At 61.8% G+C, this 15,442-nt stretch carries 12 protein-coding genes; 5 read left to right on the top strand and 7 right to left on the bottom strand.

Features of this window, described 5'->3' with window-relative positions; all coding sequences use genetic code 11:
- Positions 1-33 precede the first annotated feature (33 nt).
- From G3O01_RS36890 to G3O01_RS36875, 4 genes are all read left to right on the top strand, one after another.
- Complete coding sequence (locus tag G3O01_RS36890; protein ID WP_205811947.1) at positions 34-1,491, top strand: efflux transporter outer membrane subunit; 1,458 nt, start codon at positions 34-36, stop codon at positions 1,489-1,491.
- A 63-nt stretch (positions 1,492-1,554) separates the two neighbouring features.
- Entirely contained in the window at positions 1,555-2,739 is a 1,185-nt protein-coding gene (locus tag G3O01_RS36885) for a thiolase family protein (protein WP_205811946.1), read from the top strand.
- A 128-nt stretch (positions 2,740-2,867) separates the two neighbouring features.
- Entirely contained in the window at positions 2,868-3,806 is a 939-nt protein-coding gene (panE, locus tag G3O01_RS36880; RefSeq protein WP_205811945.1) for a 2-dehydropantoate 2-reductase, read from the top strand.
- Positions 3,807-3,888: 82 nt separating this feature from the next.
- Complete coding sequence (locus G3O01_RS36875) at positions 3,889-4,188, top strand: hypothetical protein (RefSeq protein WP_205811944.1); 300 nt, start codon at positions 3,889-3,891, stop codon at positions 4,186-4,188.
- A gap of 763 nt (positions 4,189-4,951) precedes the next feature.
- Here G3O01_RS36875 and G3O01_RS36870 read toward each other — a convergent pair.
- The 7 genes from G3O01_RS36870 to G3O01_RS36840 all read right to left on the bottom strand — a co-directional run bounded on the left by G3O01_RS36870 (position 4,952) and on the right by G3O01_RS36840 (position 12,885).
- Positions 4,952-6,469, bottom strand: coding sequence for an OprD family outer membrane porin (locus tag G3O01_RS36870; protein ID WP_205811943.1), 1,518 nt, complete (start codon positions 6,467-6,469; stop codon positions 4,952-4,954).
- Positions 6,470-6,621: 152 nt separating this feature from the next.
- Positions 6,622-7,617 carry an oligopeptide/dipeptide ABC transporter ATP-binding protein gene (locus G3O01_RS36865; RefSeq protein ID WP_205811942.1) on the bottom strand — a complete coding sequence of 332 codons (996 nt, stop codon included), beginning with the start codon at positions 7,615-7,617 and terminating at the stop codon, positions 6,622-6,624.
- The gene (locus G3O01_RS36860) at positions 7,614-8,615 is read right to left on the bottom strand and encodes an ABC transporter ATP-binding protein (RefSeq protein ID WP_205811941.1); all 1,002 of its coding nucleotides are present in this window, start codon (positions 8,613-8,615) and stop codon (positions 7,614-7,616) included. The genes G3O01_RS36865 and G3O01_RS36860 overlap by 4 nt, the downstream gene beginning before the upstream one ends.
- Before the next feature lies 1 nt (position 8,616).
- Positions 8,617-9,507, bottom strand: a complete 891-nt coding sequence (locus G3O01_RS36855; RefSeq protein WP_205811940.1) for an ABC transporter permease subunit — start codon at positions 9,505-9,507, stop codon at positions 8,617-8,619.
- A gap of 5 nt (positions 9,508-9,512) precedes the next feature.
- Entirely contained in the window at positions 9,513-10,451 is a 939-nt protein-coding gene (locus G3O01_RS36850; RefSeq protein ID WP_205811939.1) for an ABC transporter permease subunit, read from the bottom strand.
- Positions 10,452-10,489: 38 nt separating this feature from the next.
- Complete coding sequence (locus G3O01_RS36845) at positions 10,490-12,106, bottom strand: peptide ABC transporter substrate-binding protein (RefSeq protein WP_205811938.1); 1,617 nt, start codon at positions 12,104-12,106, stop codon at positions 10,490-10,492.
- A gap of 209 nt (positions 12,107-12,315) precedes the next feature.
- Complete coding sequence (locus G3O01_RS36840; RefSeq protein ID WP_007743723.1) at positions 12,316-12,885, bottom strand: cupin domain-containing protein; 570 nt, start codon at positions 12,883-12,885, stop codon at positions 12,316-12,318.
- A gap of 758 nt (positions 12,886-13,643) precedes the next feature.
- Between G3O01_RS36840 and G3O01_RS36835 the strand changes: the two genes are divergently transcribed.
- Positions 13,644-15,158, top strand: coding sequence for an oligopeptide:H+ symporter (locus tag G3O01_RS36835; RefSeq protein WP_205811937.1), 1,515 nt, complete (start codon positions 13,644-13,646; stop codon positions 15,156-15,158).
- Positions 15,159-15,442: the final 284 nt, after the last annotated feature.

Raw genomic sequence — 15,442 nt, 5'->3', positions numbered from 1 at the left:
CCATCAACCTATCCGATGACTGGAATTCCCGACATGAAATCGATCGTAGCCAAAGCGCTTGCCGTGGCCGCCGCCATGACGCTCGCGGCATGCGCGGTGCAGCCCGAGACGCACGCGGACCTGCCGCAGACCGTGAAGACGGTCGCGCCGGACGCATGGAGCGTCGATGCGCCGAAAGACACGGTGAACGCCGACCAGTGGTGGTCGCAATTCGGCGACCCGACCATGCACAAGCTCGTCGACATCGTGCTCAACGACAACCTCGATGTGAAAGCTGCCGTCGAGCGCGTGAAGCAGGCGCAGGAAGTCACGAAGCAGCAGCGCGCGGCGCTCGCGCCGCAACTCGATGCGGGCGCAACGGCTGCGTATGAGCGGCAGAACACGCCGCCGCCGCTCGGCTACGTGAAGCAAGCCGGGTTCGGCCTGACGGCCTCATGGCAGCCCGATGTATTCGGCGGCGAGCGTCTTGCGGTGCTCGCGGCGCAGGCGCAGGCCACCGGCCGTCAATCGGCGCTCAACGAATTGCGGCTCGCGCTGGCGGCCAATACGGCTGCCGCGTATATCGACCTGCGCTGGGCGCAGTCTCAACTGCAGATCGTCAACGACAACGAGGAGATCCGCGGCCGCGCATTGAAGCTCACGCAACAGCGCCTGAAATACGGGCTGTCGACACAGCTCGACGTGGCGCGCGCGCAGAACCAGTTGCAGGACCTGCAAGCGCAGCTGCCGAAGATCCAGTCGAATATCCAGCACGACATGAGCCTGATCGCGGTGTTGTCGGGCCGCACGCCGGAAAGCGTCGACGGCCTGCTGCTCAGCGAAGCGCGTCCGATTCCCGTGCCGTCGCAAAGCGTGCCGCAGACGTTGCCTTCCGAAGCGCTGCTGCGTAGACCCGATGTGCGCACCGCTTACGCGAGCGTCGAACAGCGCGCGGCGGAAGTGGGCGTCGCGCGCGCGGACCGCTATCCGAAGTTCAACCTGAGTCTGAGCGACGGCATTCTCGCATCGTCGTATCTCGGTCTGCCGACGCTCACCGACAACCTCTTCAGCGCCGCATTGAATGCGACGAGCCCGATTTTCAACGCGGGCCGCATCACCGCGCATATCGAGCAGAACGAGAGCCGCATGCGCGAATCGCAACTCGGCCTGCAGCAGACGATGCTGAACGCGCTGAAGGACATCGAAGACACGCGCAGCGATCTCGTCAACGGCGGGACGCAGGTCGAGAAGCTCGGCGGCTCGCTCGATTCGTCGAGCAAGGCGCTGCGTCTGTCGACGGAACTGTACAAGGGCGGCGCGTCGAGCTTCCTCGATGTGCTCGACGCACAAGAGGCCTATCTGCGCGATGCGGAAGCGTTGAACCAGGCGAAGCGCGAGCATGCGCAGGCAGCGGTTGCGCTGTATCGCTCGCTGGGCGGCGGCTGGGATGCACCGCCTGTCAATAGCGATGTCGCGAAGACGAAAGCATCGGCGGATGTCGCGTCGAACTGAACCGAATGAAAGCGCCTCGTTCGCGCGAGGCGCTCACGTAGTTCTTCAACCAGAGGTATAGCGATGAATGCACGCGAAATTGTGATTGCGCATCCCGTCCGCACGCCGATCGGCGCATTTGGCGGGTCGTTGAAAGAAGTGCCTGCCGTGGAGCTGGGCGCGACGGTCGTGCGCGAAACGCTGCGGCGCAGCGGGCTCGATGCGAAGACGGTGTCGTCGGTGGTGCTGGGCAATGTCGTGCAGGCGGGCAACAAGATGAACCCCGCGCGTCAGGCGGCGGTGAGCGGCGGCGTGCCGGTGTCGGTCCCGGCGTTGACGGTGAACCGCGTGTGCGGATCGGGTGCGCAGGCGATCGTGTCGGCGGCGCAGGAGATCGCGCTCGGATTCGGCGACGTGGCGATCGCAGGCGGCATGGAGAACATGGACCGCGCGCCGTATCTGCTCGACAGCGGACGCTGGGGCAGCCGCATGGGCAATGCACAGGTGCATGACAGCATGCTGCGCGACGGTCTCGTCGATGCATTCTCGAACGAGCACTCCGGCTGGCACACGGAAGACCTCGTCAGCAAGGCCGAACTGACGCGCGCCGCGCAGGACGAATGGGCCGCGCGCTCGCAGCAGCGTTTTGCGGCTGCCCAGGAACGTGGTGTGTTCGACGCGGAACTGGTCGCTGTTGAAATCGCCGGCCGCAAGGGCACGATTCAGTTTGCGCGCGACGAGCAGCCTCGCCCCGAAACCACAGTCGAAACGCTCGCCAAGCTGCGTCCCGCGTTTCGTCCCGATGGCACGATCACGGCAGGCAATGCGCCTGGCCTGAACAGCGGCGCGGCGGCGATGATCGTCGCCGGGCGCGATTACGCGGACGCGCATGGCATTGAAGCATCGGCTCGTCTGGTGTCGTTCGGTGTCGCGGCCGTCGAGCCGGGCATGTTCGGCATCGGTCCCGTACCCGCTGTGCAGATCGCGCTCGAGCGTGCGGGCTGGAAACTGGGCGATATCGAGCGCGTCGAGATCAACGAGGCGTTTGCCGCTGTGCCGCTCGCCGTTGCGCAGAAGCTCGGGCTTGCGCACGACATCATCAACGTCGAAGGCGGCGCGATTGCGCATGGCCATCCGATCGGCGCGACGGGCGCGATTCTCACGACGCGTCTGATTCATTCGATGCGCCGCGACGGGTTGAAGCGCGGCATCGTGACGTTGTGCATCGGTGGCGGTCAGGGCATTGCGCTGGCGCTTGAAATCGTCTGACGCGTTCATTATCGCTGTACTGATGCCCGCTGTGGGAGACGCAAGCCCACTGCGGGCATCGTTGTTTTACGACATACTGCATATGCACACGCACGGCGCGCGCCATGCGTACGAACAACGGAGGAGCAATGCGAATTCTCGTAGTAGGAGCAGGGGCAACGGGCGGATATTTTGGCGGGCGTCTCGCGAAGGCGGGCCGCGATGTCACGTTTCTGGTGCGCGAAAAGCGTGCTGAAGAACTGCGACGTTCGGGGCTCGTCATCAAAAGCCCGCGCGGCGATCTCACGCTACGCGACGTGAAGACCACGCTCGCGACGCAGATCACGCAGCCTTATGACCTCGTGTTGCTCAGCTGCAAGGCGTATGGCCTCGACGATGCAATCGAATCGTTTGCGCCGGCTGTCGGCGAGTCGACGATGATCCTGCCCGTGCTGAACGGGCTACGGCATATCGATGTGCTCAAGCAGCGATTCGGCGCATCGAACGTATTGGGCGGCCAGTGCGCGATTGCCGCGACGCTCAATCGCGAGGGCGAAATCGTGCATCTGAACGACATGCATTCGATCGGTTTCGGTGAACTGGGCGGCGGCACCAGCGAGCGCGTACGCAACGTGGCGGCCGCATTCGACGGCGCGGGCTTCGATTCGGCTGCGTCGGACAACGTGCTTCGGCAGATGTGGGAGAAGTGGGTATTTCTTGCGACGCTCGCGACCAGCACCTGCCTGCATCGCGCGGCGATTGGCGACATTGTGAAGACGGCGGATGGGCGGCGTGTGATTGAAGGCATTCTGGGCGAATGCAAGGCGGTTGCGGCGGCAAATGGTTATGCAATCAGTGATGCGTCCAATGCGCGTGCGCAGACCATTCTGTTTGCGGAGGGTTCGCCGCTGACGGCGTCGATGCTGCGTGATATCGAAGGTCAGTCGCGGATCGAAGCCGATCACATCGTCGGCGATCTGATTGCGCGCGGCGGCGATGCGCAGAACGCGGACGCGCTGACGTTGCTGCGCATCGCGTACAGCCATCTGAAAGCTTATGAGGCGAGGCTGGCGCGGCAGTCCGCTTGAGTGTGCAATGTGGGGGACCGATCGGACGCGAATGTTGGCGGCTGAAGTAGAATCGACGGCACTGATTCATGCGAGGTGGAAGATGCCCACTCCTCAGGGTTCGGTGCCGGCGCTCTGCACGGCCTCCGCGACGATGTTCTCGATCGGGATTATCTTTCTTGGCTATTGGGGCCTTCAGGAAAGCGGTGAATGGACGTTGGCGGACAAGTTTGTCGGTACCCTCGCGCTGACGGGTTTTGCTTTTCTTGGGCTTGTGCCGTGGGTTGTTACTTCGCCTGTTCAGCCGGAATCGAATGATTCCAGAATCAGGATTGGGCGGGGGATGTTTTTGATTGGGGTTGTGGCGGTTTGGTTGTCGATTGTGGTTTCGGTTTTGTTTTGAAGTTTTTTTTGCGCGCAGCGCGTGGTTGGTTTTTTGGTTTTTTGAGCTTTTGTGCTGGCATCCGCGTTTTGTTATCGGTGCTTCAGGCGTTGCCCCTGTGCGGGGCGGCACTTACTTTCTTTGCCGCCGCAAAGAAAGTAAGCAAAGAAAGCGGGCTAACACCGCCAATTCTTGACCACCGCCTGAGGGCCCCCAGCGGTTCCCCCGCTTCACACGGCAACTTCTCAATCACCGCCCGTTGCCAACACTTCGAACAAATGCCTCACCCACTTCAATCACCCGTAGCGCAGCGAACGGCAGCGAATGGTCTGCGCCGCCCAGGTGGCAAACTGTGTGTCGGTCGTAGTGCTTCACACCTCAGCGCTCCTACGACACCGATCGTGCTTTTCGGTCCGGAGTGATGTGTGCATGGCGCGAAAGCCGACACACAGTTTGCCGCTATAGAACGTGTGAGATTTGGTCGCGTGTGTGGCGACGCGGGAGTGTGAAGCGGGTGAGGCGCTCAATAAGAGCGTTGGCAGCGGGCGTCGAGAAGAGCGACGCCGCATGAAGGAGAGGACCCGTTGGGGGCCCTCAGGCGGGAACAAGAACTTGCGGTGTTCAGCGGCTTTCTTTTGCCTACTTTTCTTTGCCGCGGCAAAGAAAAGTAGGTGCCGCCCCGCACAGGGGCGACGCGTGAAGAACCAAAAACAAACCGCGGATGCCAGCGACAGCATAAAAAAAACCAAATCCAAAGCGCGTCGCACAGACAACCAAAAAAAACTCAGAACACTTTCACTGGCACATTCACAACCAACCGGTACTCCATATTATCCGGGTCGGAGTAATGAGCAGTCGACTTGTGATACATCGCGATAAAAGTGATCTTGGTATCCTTAAAGCGACCGCTCTGCAGCGTATAGCTAGGAATAAAACCGATCTCATGGTGCGTGCCATGCACATATTCACCATTACGCGTATAAGGCCCGATAGCACCAGAAGCCGCGCCGGCGGAAGCATCGGCGCCCCATCCCGTCACACCCCACAGCATCGCCTTGAAACCAGGCAAGCCGGCATACTTGCCGTCAAACGTATACCGCAGCTGGAACGACTTTTCGTGCGGCGCGTTGTAATCGACGTCCATCGAGTTCACGAGATAAATACCGTTCGTCTCGTTCACGTAATCGAAGAACTGGTCGCCAAGAATCTGCTGATAGCCCAGCAACACCTGATGCGGACCATGCTGCGCCGACAGCGACAGGCTATACGCATTGTTGTTGATATGCCCCTGCAGCGCGGAACCCGTCTGATGCGTCGAATAGATATTCGCGAGGCCCGCCCACTTGACCGTGTTCACGTCGCCGATCGAATGCGAGATCGCCGCGTAAAACTGATTCCACACGTCCTCAGCCTGATCGGCGTACAGCGTGACCGTACCGTTAGGTGAATAGTCCCAGTTGCCGCCGAAGTACGACAGGCGCTTGAACGCGACACCGCCGTACGACGTCGACAGGTCAACGAGATTCGTGTGGCCGCGCGGGTCGACCTTCGTGAAGCTGCCCGCCTGCAGCGTGACATTGTGGACGTCGTTGCTCACGGCCGACACGCCGAGGAACGTCGGCGGCAACGCGCGGTTATCGTGCGGTTCCATGAACGGGTTGTTGTCGACGATCTGCAAGCCATACTTCACGACTGTCTCGGAGATGCGCGCCTTGATGTCGTACATGCCAGGATACGCCCACGCGAGCTGATCCGAGCCGCCACCGCCTTTCGCGACGTGCACCATGTTGCCCGCGCCATTGCCGCCGTCGAGCTTGAGCGCGGCGAACAGCGACGCATCGAAGCCGAGGCCAACCAGCCCTTTTGTGTAGCCCGATTCGAAATTCGCCTGCATGCCCTGAACCCACGCGTGACGGTGCGGGCCGCCTTCGTTGTCGAACTGGTCGGCGTAGTTGCGGAACAGCAGGTTCAGATGGCTGTCGGCAATCAGGCCCTGGCTCTTCGCCTGGCTCGACAACGGCGCGGGCGGCGTCGCGACCTGATCGGCCTCGGCGTTCACCAGCGCGTTGTTGGTTTCGGGCTGCACTTCCGCGACATTCGGCGTGTGCTTCAGCTTCGGCTTGGCCGTCGTCGCGGGCGTTGCGGGTGCTGCCTGCGCGACGGCCGCACTGGCGGCGGCGGGTGCAGCGGCGGGTGCCGCTGCGTCGTCCGCGAACGCTGCCGTGGCGATCGTCAGCGCGGGCAGGCCGACGGCCAGCAACGCGAGTTTCGATGCTCCTGATGTGGATCGTTGGGTTGTCATTGCAATTCCATTTTTTTAGTTGATGAAACAGTGGCGCGGCGGTCGGCCACGCCGTTTTCTCGCCCGTTCCCGCCGTCGCGCGAACGAACGCCTCCCTCGGCGCAGCGGCTAGCTGCGTCGTGGAAAAAGGGTTGTGTGAAGCTAAAGGGGTGTCAGGTCATGACAGCGCGTATGCAGGCGACCTGCGTGTGACCGGCGCCCGTCGCATTCACAACGGGCCGCTCGTGCGCGCACGCTTCGATCGCATCGGGGCAGCGCGTGCGGAACGCGCAGCCCGAAGGCGGCTTCAGCGGCGACGGAATCTCGCCGCGCAACAGCACGTGTTCGCGTGCGCGCTCCGCTGCCGGATCGGGCAGCGGCACGGCCGACAGCAACGCCCGCGTATACGGATGCTGTGGCTCGCGATACACGTCGCGCTTGTCGCCGAACTCCATCACGCGGCCCAGATACATCACGAGCACGCGCTGGCTGATCGCCTTCACGACCGCGAGATCGTGCGCGACGAACAGCAGCGATAGCGACAGTTCGCGTTGCAGATCGCGCAGCAGATTGACGATCTGCGCCTGGATCGATACATCGAGCGCGGACACCGGTTCGTCGCAGATCACGAGTTGCGGCTCGTTGATCAACGCACGCGCGATGCCCACGCGCTGGCACTGCCCGCCGGAAAACTCATGCGGATAGCGCCGCAGATGATGATGGCTCAGGCCGACGCGCTCCAGCATCGTCCGCACGCGTACGCGTGTCTCCTCTTTGCCCAGTTGCGGCTGATGCGTCTTCAACGGCTCCGCGACGATCTGTTCGATGGTCATGCGCGGATCCAGCGAGGCGAGCGGATCCTGGAAAATCATCTGCACGTCGCGGCGAATCTGCGAGGTATCGCGTGATGCGCCTTTGACGGACTCGCGTCCTTTCCATTGCACGCTGCCCGAGGTCACGGGTGCAAGGCCGATGATCGCGCGCGCGAGCGTCGATTTTCCGCAGCCCGATTCTCCGACGAGGCTCACCGTCTCGCCACGACGAACATCAAACGAGACGCCATCGACGGCGCGCAGTGTCGCCTTCTTCGACCACGGATAGCCGCCCTGCGCGATGCTGAAATGCACGCTCAGGTTGTCGACCTTGAGTAGAGTTTCCTGGGCGCTCATAGCACCTCCGCGATAGCCTGGACGGGGCGATGGCACGCGCGCAGCGCATGCGCTTCACCTTCGATAGGTTCGAGCGACGGCCGTGTAGCACGGCATGTGTCTTCGGCAAACGTGCAACGCGGCGCGAACGCGCAGCCTTGCGTCGAGAGTCCCGGCAGGGGCGGGTTGCCTGGAATGGTTTGCAGCGGCTGATCGTCTTCGTCGGTGAGACGCGGCAGCGCGTTCAGCAGGCCGATCGTGTACGGATGCGTCGGCGCGGCGAACAGTTGCTGCGCGGGCGCCTGTTCGACCGTTTGCCCCGCGTACATCACCATCACGTCGTCGCACAGGCCGGCAACCACGCCCATGTCGTGCGTAATCAGGATGATCGCGGTGCCGCGCTCGCGGTTCAGCTCGCGCAGCAGTTCGATGATCTGCGCCTGCACGGTGACGTCGAGCGCCGTGGTCGGCTCGTCGGCGATCAGGATTTCGGGCTCGGAGAGCAGCGTCATCGCGATCATCACGCGCTGGCGCATGCCGCCCGAAAACTCGTGCGGATACATGCCGATGCGGCGAGCCGCGTCGGGAATGCGCACGCGCTCGAGCGTTTCGATCGCGCGCTGCTTCGCTTCGCGGCGCGACAGCTTGCGATGCAGTTGCAGCGTCTCCGTCATCTGCCGCTCGATCGTCAGGAACGGATTGAGCGACGTCATCGGGTCCTGGAAGATCATGCCGATGCGGTCGCCGCGGATGCCGTTGAGCGCGGCATCGTTCATCGTCAGCAGATTCTTGCCGTTGTAAAGCGCTTCGCCGCTGACCTTGCCGTTCTTCGCGAGCAGGCCGAGCAGCGCCATCACGGTCTGGCTCTTGCCCGAACCCGATTCGCCGACGATGCCAAGCGTCTTGCCTTTTTCGAGCGAGAACGACACGCGCTGCACGGCGTCCACGGGCGCGCCGTCGCGGCGTGAGAAGCGCACGCTCAAGTCTTTGACTTCTAGTAGTGCCGGGTTATGTGCCATCTCAGCGGTCCTTCGGATCGAGTGCATCACGCAGGCCGTCGCCCACGAAGCTCACGGCATACAGCGTCGCGCACAGCATCAGGGCAGGGCACAGCAGCAGCCACGGCGTCGATTCGAGCTTCTGCGCACCGTCCTGGATCAGCACGCCCCAGCTCGTCATCGGTTCCTGCACGCCGAGGCCGAGAAACGACAGCACCGACTCCGTCAGCACGATGCCCGGCACCGTGACCGTCGCATACACGACCACCACGCCGATCAGGTTCGGCACGATGTGACGCGTGATGATCGAGCGAGAATCCACGCCGATCGCTTTCGCCGCATCGATGAATTCGCGCGAACGCAACGACAACGTTTGGCCGCGCACGACGCGCGCCATGTCGAGCCACGAAAACGCGCTGATGGTCAGCACGACCAGATAGAACGCGCGGCCAAACAGCGTCATCATCAGGATCGCGATCAGCATGTAGGGAATCGCGTACATCATGTCGACGATACGCATCATCACGGCATCGACGCGCCCGCCGAGATAACCCGCCGTCGCGCCCCACGCGACGCCGATCAGACCCGACACGAGCGTGCCGAGCAAACCGACTTCGAGCGACACACGCCCACCGACCAGCGTGCGAACGAGCAGATCGCGGCCGAGTTCGTCGGTGCCGAACCAGTGCATGTTTGCCCACGTCGGTGCGAGGCTGATCGCGGACCAGTCGCTGTCGATCGCATTGTTGGGAGAGAACAGCGGGCCGACGAAGCACGCGAGCACGATCGCGACCAGCAACAGCAGCGCGCCGAGCGCAGCGCGATTGCGCACGAAGCGGCGCGCGGCTGTCGCAAGCGGGCTGCGCGACGGCGGCGCATCGGCGAGCGTCAATGAAACAGGTGGCATTTTCATCGGTATCAGTAGCGGATACGCGGATCGAGCCAGGCGTACGCGAGGTCGACGAGCAGGTTGAACAGGACGGCGACGGCTGTCGTCAGAACGACGAGGCCGAGCACCAGCGTGTAATCGCGGTTGATCGCGCCGTTGACGACGAGCTGGCCGATGCCGGGCAGCGCGAACACGGATTCCGTGACGATCGCCGCCGTGATCGACGAGATGCACACCGAGCCGAGCAGCGACACGACGGGCATCAGCGCGGGTTTCATCGCGTGGCGCAGGACGATCGTGCGCGCGGGCAGACCCTTCGCCCGCGCGGTGCGGATGAAGTTGCCCGACAGCACTTCGATCATGCTGCCGCGCATCACGCGTGCGATCAGCGCGACGTTGATGATCGTCAACAGCACGATGGGCAGCACGCGATAGCGCCACTCGCCCTCGCCCCAGCCGCCCGCGGGCAGCCAGCCGTGGCCGTCGCCCGTCTTCAGCAGGATTGCGAACACCCACACGAGCAACGGCCCGAGCACGAACGGCGGCACGACGTTGCCGATATTGCCGAGCACCATCACCGCGTGATCGATCACGCTATCGCGGCGCACGGCCGCAATCGTGCCGAGCGCGACGCCGATCACGAACGAGATCGGCACCGACACGCCGCCGACGCCGAGACTCACGGGCAGCGCCTTCAGCACGAGATCGGTGACGGACCAGTCGGTATAGCGGAACGACAGGCCGAGATCGCCGTGCAGCAGTCCCCACAGATAATGCAGGTACTGCTTCCACAGCGGCTCATCGAGGTGATAGCGCGCGTTCAGGTTCGCGAGGGTAGCCGCCGACAACTGCTTCTCGGTGTCGAACGGACCGCCCGGCGTGAGATGCAGCAGCAGATAGCATGCGGTGATCACGGCGAGTATCGTCGGGATCGCCCACAGCGTGCGGCGCAACGTGTATGCAAGCATGGGTGCTTTTCCTGTGCCTTTACTGCTGTTAGTGCTATTTAGTGCTTGAGCACGTACATGTCTTGCGACGCGCGCATGTCGAGATAGTTGGTCGCCGTGTAGCCGCCAACATACGGCTTCACCAGACGCGCTGCCGAGTACTGGAACAGCGGGATCATCGGATAGTCGCTCATCGCGAGGTCATGTGCCTGCGTTAGCAGGGCCGTGCGCTGTTTGTCGTCGGTCTGCTGGTTGCCCTCATTGATCAGTGCGTCGACCTTCGGGTTGCAGTATTTCTGGTCGTTCTGCGGACTGTTGCAGCGGACCAGATCGAAGTACGAGTTGGCGTCGTTGTAGTCGACGAACCAGCCGTCGCGCGCGACCTGCGTCTTGCCGTCGTGGCGCATCTTGAGCAGCACCTTGTATTCGACGTTTTCGAGCTTGGCGTTCACGCCCAGCTTGGTACGCCATTCGGATGTGACGAACAGCGCGACTTTCTTGTGCAGGTCGTTCGTGTTGTACGTGAACGAGAGCGCAAGCGGCTTCGCGTCGGAATAACCCGCTTCCTTCAACAGGTTGCGCGCGTACTCGACACGTTTGGCCATCGGCCACGATGCCCATTCCGGCTTGTAGATCGCGGCGCCTTCCGTGCCCTTCGAGATCAAACCGTACATCGGCAGTTCGCCGCTCGACGTGAGCTTCGACGTCAGCAGATCGCGATCGATCACCATCGACAGCGCCTGACGCACGCGCTTGTCCTTCAGCACGGGGTCTTCGTTGTTGAGGCTGTAGTAGTAAGTCGCGATCTGCAAGCCCTTTTGCAGCTGCGTGCCGAACTGCTTGTCGACCTGGGTGAAGATGCCCGACGGAATCGTGTACGTGTAGTCGAACTGGCCGGCCTGATACATGCGCATCGCCGTTTCATCGCTTTCGATCGGCAGATACGTGACCTTCGAAATCGCCACCTTCGGCGCGTTCCAGTAGTTGCTGCTCTTCGTCACGACGAGGCGGTTGTTCGGCTGCCAGTCGACCAGCGAGAAAGCACCGTTGCCGACGAAGTTCGCCGGACGCGTCCAGTCGTTGCCGAACTTCGCGACGACCGCTTTATCGACAGGTGCCATCGGCGCCATTGCGGCCAGTTGCGGGAAGAATGCGGCGGGCACTTCCGTTTTGACTTCGAGCGTGTAGGCGTCGACGGCGCGCACGCCGAGGCTCGTCAGCGGCGCCTTGCCGGCGATGATCTCCTTCGCGTTCTTCACGAATTCGACGAGGTTCGTGTACTTCGACCCCGTCTTCGGATCGACCACGCGTTGCCACGAATACACGAAGTCCGCTGCCGTGACGGGCTGGCCGTTGCTCCACTTCGCATCGTGACGCAGCTTGAAGACCCACGTGTCTGGCGCGGTGCGCGTCCACGACTGCGCAACGCCGGGGACGATCGCGCCCGATGCGTCGATGCGCGTCAAGCCTTCGAACAGGTCGAGGCCGATCGTGTTGCCCGTCCACGATTCGATGTGCGCGGGATCGAGCGATTCGGTTTCGGCGGGGACCTGACGCGTCAGTTCCTGGCTCGGCGCGAGCGTCGTGCCGGCAGGCACCGTAACGGCCGATGCGTTTTGCTGAAATGTGAGGACGAGCGCGGCCAGCGCCGTCGTATAGACGAACGGTGTTTTCATGGGTGGTTTCGCAGAAAAAGTCGGGAGAGGAACGCAAGCGGCGCGGACGCCGCTAACGGTTATCCGCGTGATGCGGGCCGAGGTGGCCCTTGTTCGGTGTACGGCATGCAGGATTCCTTACAATTATTATTACAGGCATCCTACAGCGGGGTTTCATACGCTTCCGCGATGTGCGGAAGCGCTTCCAACCAGGATCGAATGCCTGCCTTCTAAAACAGTCTTGGCGTACCTACCCAGACGACGACCGATTCCTTGCGGGCCGTATTGGCCCAGCTATGCGGCACCGTCGATTCGTAATGTGCGCTGTCTCCCGCGCGCAGCACGAAGGTCTTGCCTTCCAGCGTCAACGACACTTGCCCTTCGATGACATAGATAAACTCTTCACCGGCATGCGTCGTGACTTCGGAACGCTTTTGCCCGGGTGGCATCCTCACGAGGATGGCTTCCAATTGCCGGCCCCCCGACAGATTGGTCATCCGGGCAAACAGATTCGCCGAGTCTGCAAAACCAAAAAACTTCAGCTCGTTTGCTCGACACACCGAGCGCTCTTCACTTGGTGTGTCGACGAAATACTGCACCTTCACTCCCAACGCATTCGCAATACCTGCCAGCGACGTGATGGACGGCGACGCGAGACCGCGCTCTACCTGCGACAGAAACGGCTTCGAAATACCTGCCGCCGTTGCTGTTTCATCGAGCGTACGCTTCAGCCTTTGCCTCAGCGCGCGGATCTTGCTCCCCAGTGCAAGTGCCGTGTCTTTCTCAAGTGTCGTGACCATAACAAAACCAAATTAGTCCGTCAAAATTAGTTTGATATAAGCAAATGTTGTTTGATGACGTATGCCGCTTGCCCCGCCCGGCCTTGCGTGAGTTGACAACTCTTCGACGCCGATCAGGGTGTTTCAATCTTTTCGAGAAAACACTCTATGTTGCCAGATCGCAAAGAGCCAACATCAGATTTGCAGTATCTGACTCGTAGCGCGTTGAGACGGTGATCGATTGCGCATGGTGTGGTGCAGGACTAATCAGTGAATTCCCGAAGGGACAAGCGGCGCTTCGATGCGCACAATCGCAACCTCGCGCGGGTGGCCCAGCCTGGTTATCCGCGATGCACTCCCGATCGCAGCGATCCTGCGGCGGTGTTTTGATCGGTACGTCCTGACCGGACTGCCACCGACGAATGAAGGTGAATACGCATGTCGAATTCTTTCGCAGTCTTTCCGTACCCATCCCGCATATCGAGCACGCGTATCCCAGTGCAGCCGTCAAGGCGGTCTGCTCGCGCGATGCTTTATCATTGAGCCTTCGTCGCGCGTTGTTCGCGTTGACGGCCTCCCGCTGAAGTCCTGGTTGTTCCGTTTTCGACGCGGACCGCGCTGTCCGTCGCTCGTACCGTACTGAACCGTTGCCAGATGCCATATGCGCATCGGCCGCGGCAAGTCATCGACGATCTCCAGTTTTTGCAGCTTTACCATGCAACGTGGCGTCTCTTCGACGCCTGCGCGCGTGGTCGCGATCTCGTAAATAAGAGGAAAGCATGAAATCACCCGTATCCCAGACCCGGTCGTTTTCGACGGTCTTTCTCATTGAGATGTGGGAGCGTTTTGGTTACTACGGCATGGCGGCGCTGCTGGTGCTGTTCATGATCGACCGGCTCGGCTTCGACGACAGCCATGCGACGCTGACATGGGGCGCGTTTGCGGCGCTTGTTTATGCGTCGCCGTCGATTGGCGGCTGGATCGGCGACAAGGTTCTGGGCGCGCGCCGCACGATGGTGTTCGGTGCGCTGGTGCTGGCGGCTGGTTACCTGATGCTGTCGCTGCCGAACGACAGTCTCGAGTTCATGTATGCGTCGCTGGGCGTGATCGTGGTGGGCAATGGGTTGTTCAAGTCGAACGCCGCGAACCTCGTGCGCCGCATTTATGAGGGCGACGACGCGCGCATCGACAGCGCGTTCACGATCTATTACATGGCGGTGAACATCGGCTCGACGGTATCGATGCTTGCGACGCCGTGGATCAAGGATCACTGGGGCTGGCACACGGCGTTTGCCGTCTGCTGCGGCGGCATGCTGGTCGCCGTGGTGAATTACTTCCTGATGTTCCGCACGCTGTCGCACGTCGGCTCCGCGCCGGATGCCGAGCCGATCCGCTGGAAGCGGGTGTTGGCCGTGGCGATCGGCGGAATTGCGCTCGGCACGGCGACGACGTTCGTGCTGCAGCACAAGGCGATTGCCGTTGCTTGTGTGTATACGGCGGGCGTCGCGATCCTGGCGATTTTCGCGTACATGCTGCTCAAGTGTGAGCGCTCGGAGCGTTCGGGCCTGCTGGCCGCGCTGATTCTGACGCTGCAGGTGATCCTGTTCTTCGTGTTCTATCAGCAGATGTCGACGTCGCTGACGCTGTTCGCGCTGCGCAACGTCGATCCGACGTTCTCGCTGTTCGGCACGCATCTGTTTACGTGGAGCGCGGCGCAGTTCCAGGCGTTGAATCCGATCTGGATCATGATGCTGAGCCCGCTGCTCGCGATGCTGTACACGAAGCTCGCGAAGCAGGGTAAGGATGTGCCGGTTGCTGCGAAGTATGCGTTTGGGTTTGCCGTTGTCGCGGGGGGGTTCTTCGTTTATGCGTGGAGCGGCAGTTTTGCGGTCAACGGGCGTGTGTCGTCGTGGTGGATGGTGGGCGGGTATGGTTTGTATTCGCTCGGCGAGCTGCTCGTGAGCGGTTTGGGCCTCGCGATGATCGCACGCTATGTGCCGGCGCGGATGAGCGGTTTTATGATGGGCGCTTATTTTGTTGCCACTGGCGTGTCGCAGTATCTGGGTAGTGTTGTGGCTAATCTGGCGAAGATGCCGGCTGGGGATCTTGATCCGCTGGCTTCCTTGCCGCTGTATACGAAGCTGTTTGCCGAGCTTGGATGGCTTGCGGCGGTTGGGGCTGTGATTGCGATTTTGCTGCTGCCGCTGATGGGGAAATTGTCGCGAGCACATCAGGAGAGCTCCGAGGCGTCGCTCGATGCTGAACGGGCGGTGGCTTCTGCTTCTGTGCAGTAAGGTTTTTTTTGCCCCTCTGGGGCAGGGTTTTTTGAAGGCGTGCCGTGGAGGTGCGCCTTTTTTGTTTTGGGTTTTGGGTTTGGGTTTGGGTTGTCTTGCGACGCTGGGCGGTTGTTCTGGCTTTTTTGCTGGCATCCGCGGTTTGTATGTGGTCTGCTAGCGTCGCCCCTGTGCGGGGCGGCACCTACTTTTCTTTGCCGCGGCAAAGAAAAGTAGGCAAAAGAAAGCCGCTGAACACCGCCAGTTCTTGTTCCCGCCTGAGGGCCCCCAACGGGTCCTCTCCT

This window comes from Burkholderia sp. Ac-20365, assembly GCF_017104715.1.
Classification (GTDB): domain Bacteria; phylum Pseudomonadota; class Gammaproteobacteria; order Burkholderiales; family Burkholderiaceae; genus Paraburkholderia.
The sequence above is the reverse complement of the archived record's forward strand: the minus strand, read 5'-3'. Positions and strand labels throughout refer to the sequence as shown.

Coding starts and splice junctions, on each gene's coding strand:
- G3O01_RS36835 (WP_205811937.1), top strand. CDS start 13,644: ATGAAATCACCCGTATCCCAGACCCGGTCGTTTTCGACGGTCTTTCTC.
- G3O01_RS36870 (WP_205811943.1), bottom strand. CDS start 6,469: ATGACAACCCAACGATCCACATCAGGAGCATCGAAACTCGCGTTGCTG.
- G3O01_RS36860 (WP_205811941.1), bottom strand. CDS start 8,615: ATGGCACATAACCCGGCACTACTAGAAGTCAAAGACTTGAGCGTGCGC.
- G3O01_RS36865 (WP_205811942.1), bottom strand. CDS start 7,617: ATGAGCGCCCAGGAAACTCTACTCAAGGTCGACAACCTGAGCGTGCAT.
- G3O01_RS36855 (WP_205811940.1), bottom strand. CDS start 9,507: ATGAAAATGCCACCTGTTTCATTGACGCTCGCCGATGCGCCGCCGTCG.
- G3O01_RS36890 (WP_205811947.1), top strand. CDS start 34: ATGAAATCGATCGTAGCCAAAGCGCTTGCCGTGGCCGCCGCCATGACG.
- G3O01_RS36885 (WP_205811946.1), top strand. CDS start 1,555: ATGAATGCACGCGAAATTGTGATTGCGCATCCCGTCCGCACGCCGATC.
- panE (WP_205811945.1), top strand. CDS start 2,868: ATGCGAATTCTCGTAGTAGGAGCAGGGGCAACGGGCGGATATTTTGGC.
- G3O01_RS36850 (WP_205811939.1), bottom strand. CDS start 10,451: ATGCTTGCATACACGTTGCGCCGCACGCTGTGGGCGATCCCGACGATA.
- G3O01_RS36845 (WP_205811938.1), bottom strand. CDS start 12,106: ATGAAAACACCGTTCGTCTATACGACGGCGCTGGCCGCGCTCGTCCTC.
- G3O01_RS36875 (WP_205811944.1), top strand. CDS start 3,889: ATGCCCACTCCTCAGGGTTCGGTGCCGGCGCTCTGCACGGCCTCCGCG.
- G3O01_RS36840 (WP_007743723.1), bottom strand. CDS start 12,885: ATGGTCACGACACTTGAGAAAGACACGGCACTTGCACTGGGGAGCAAG.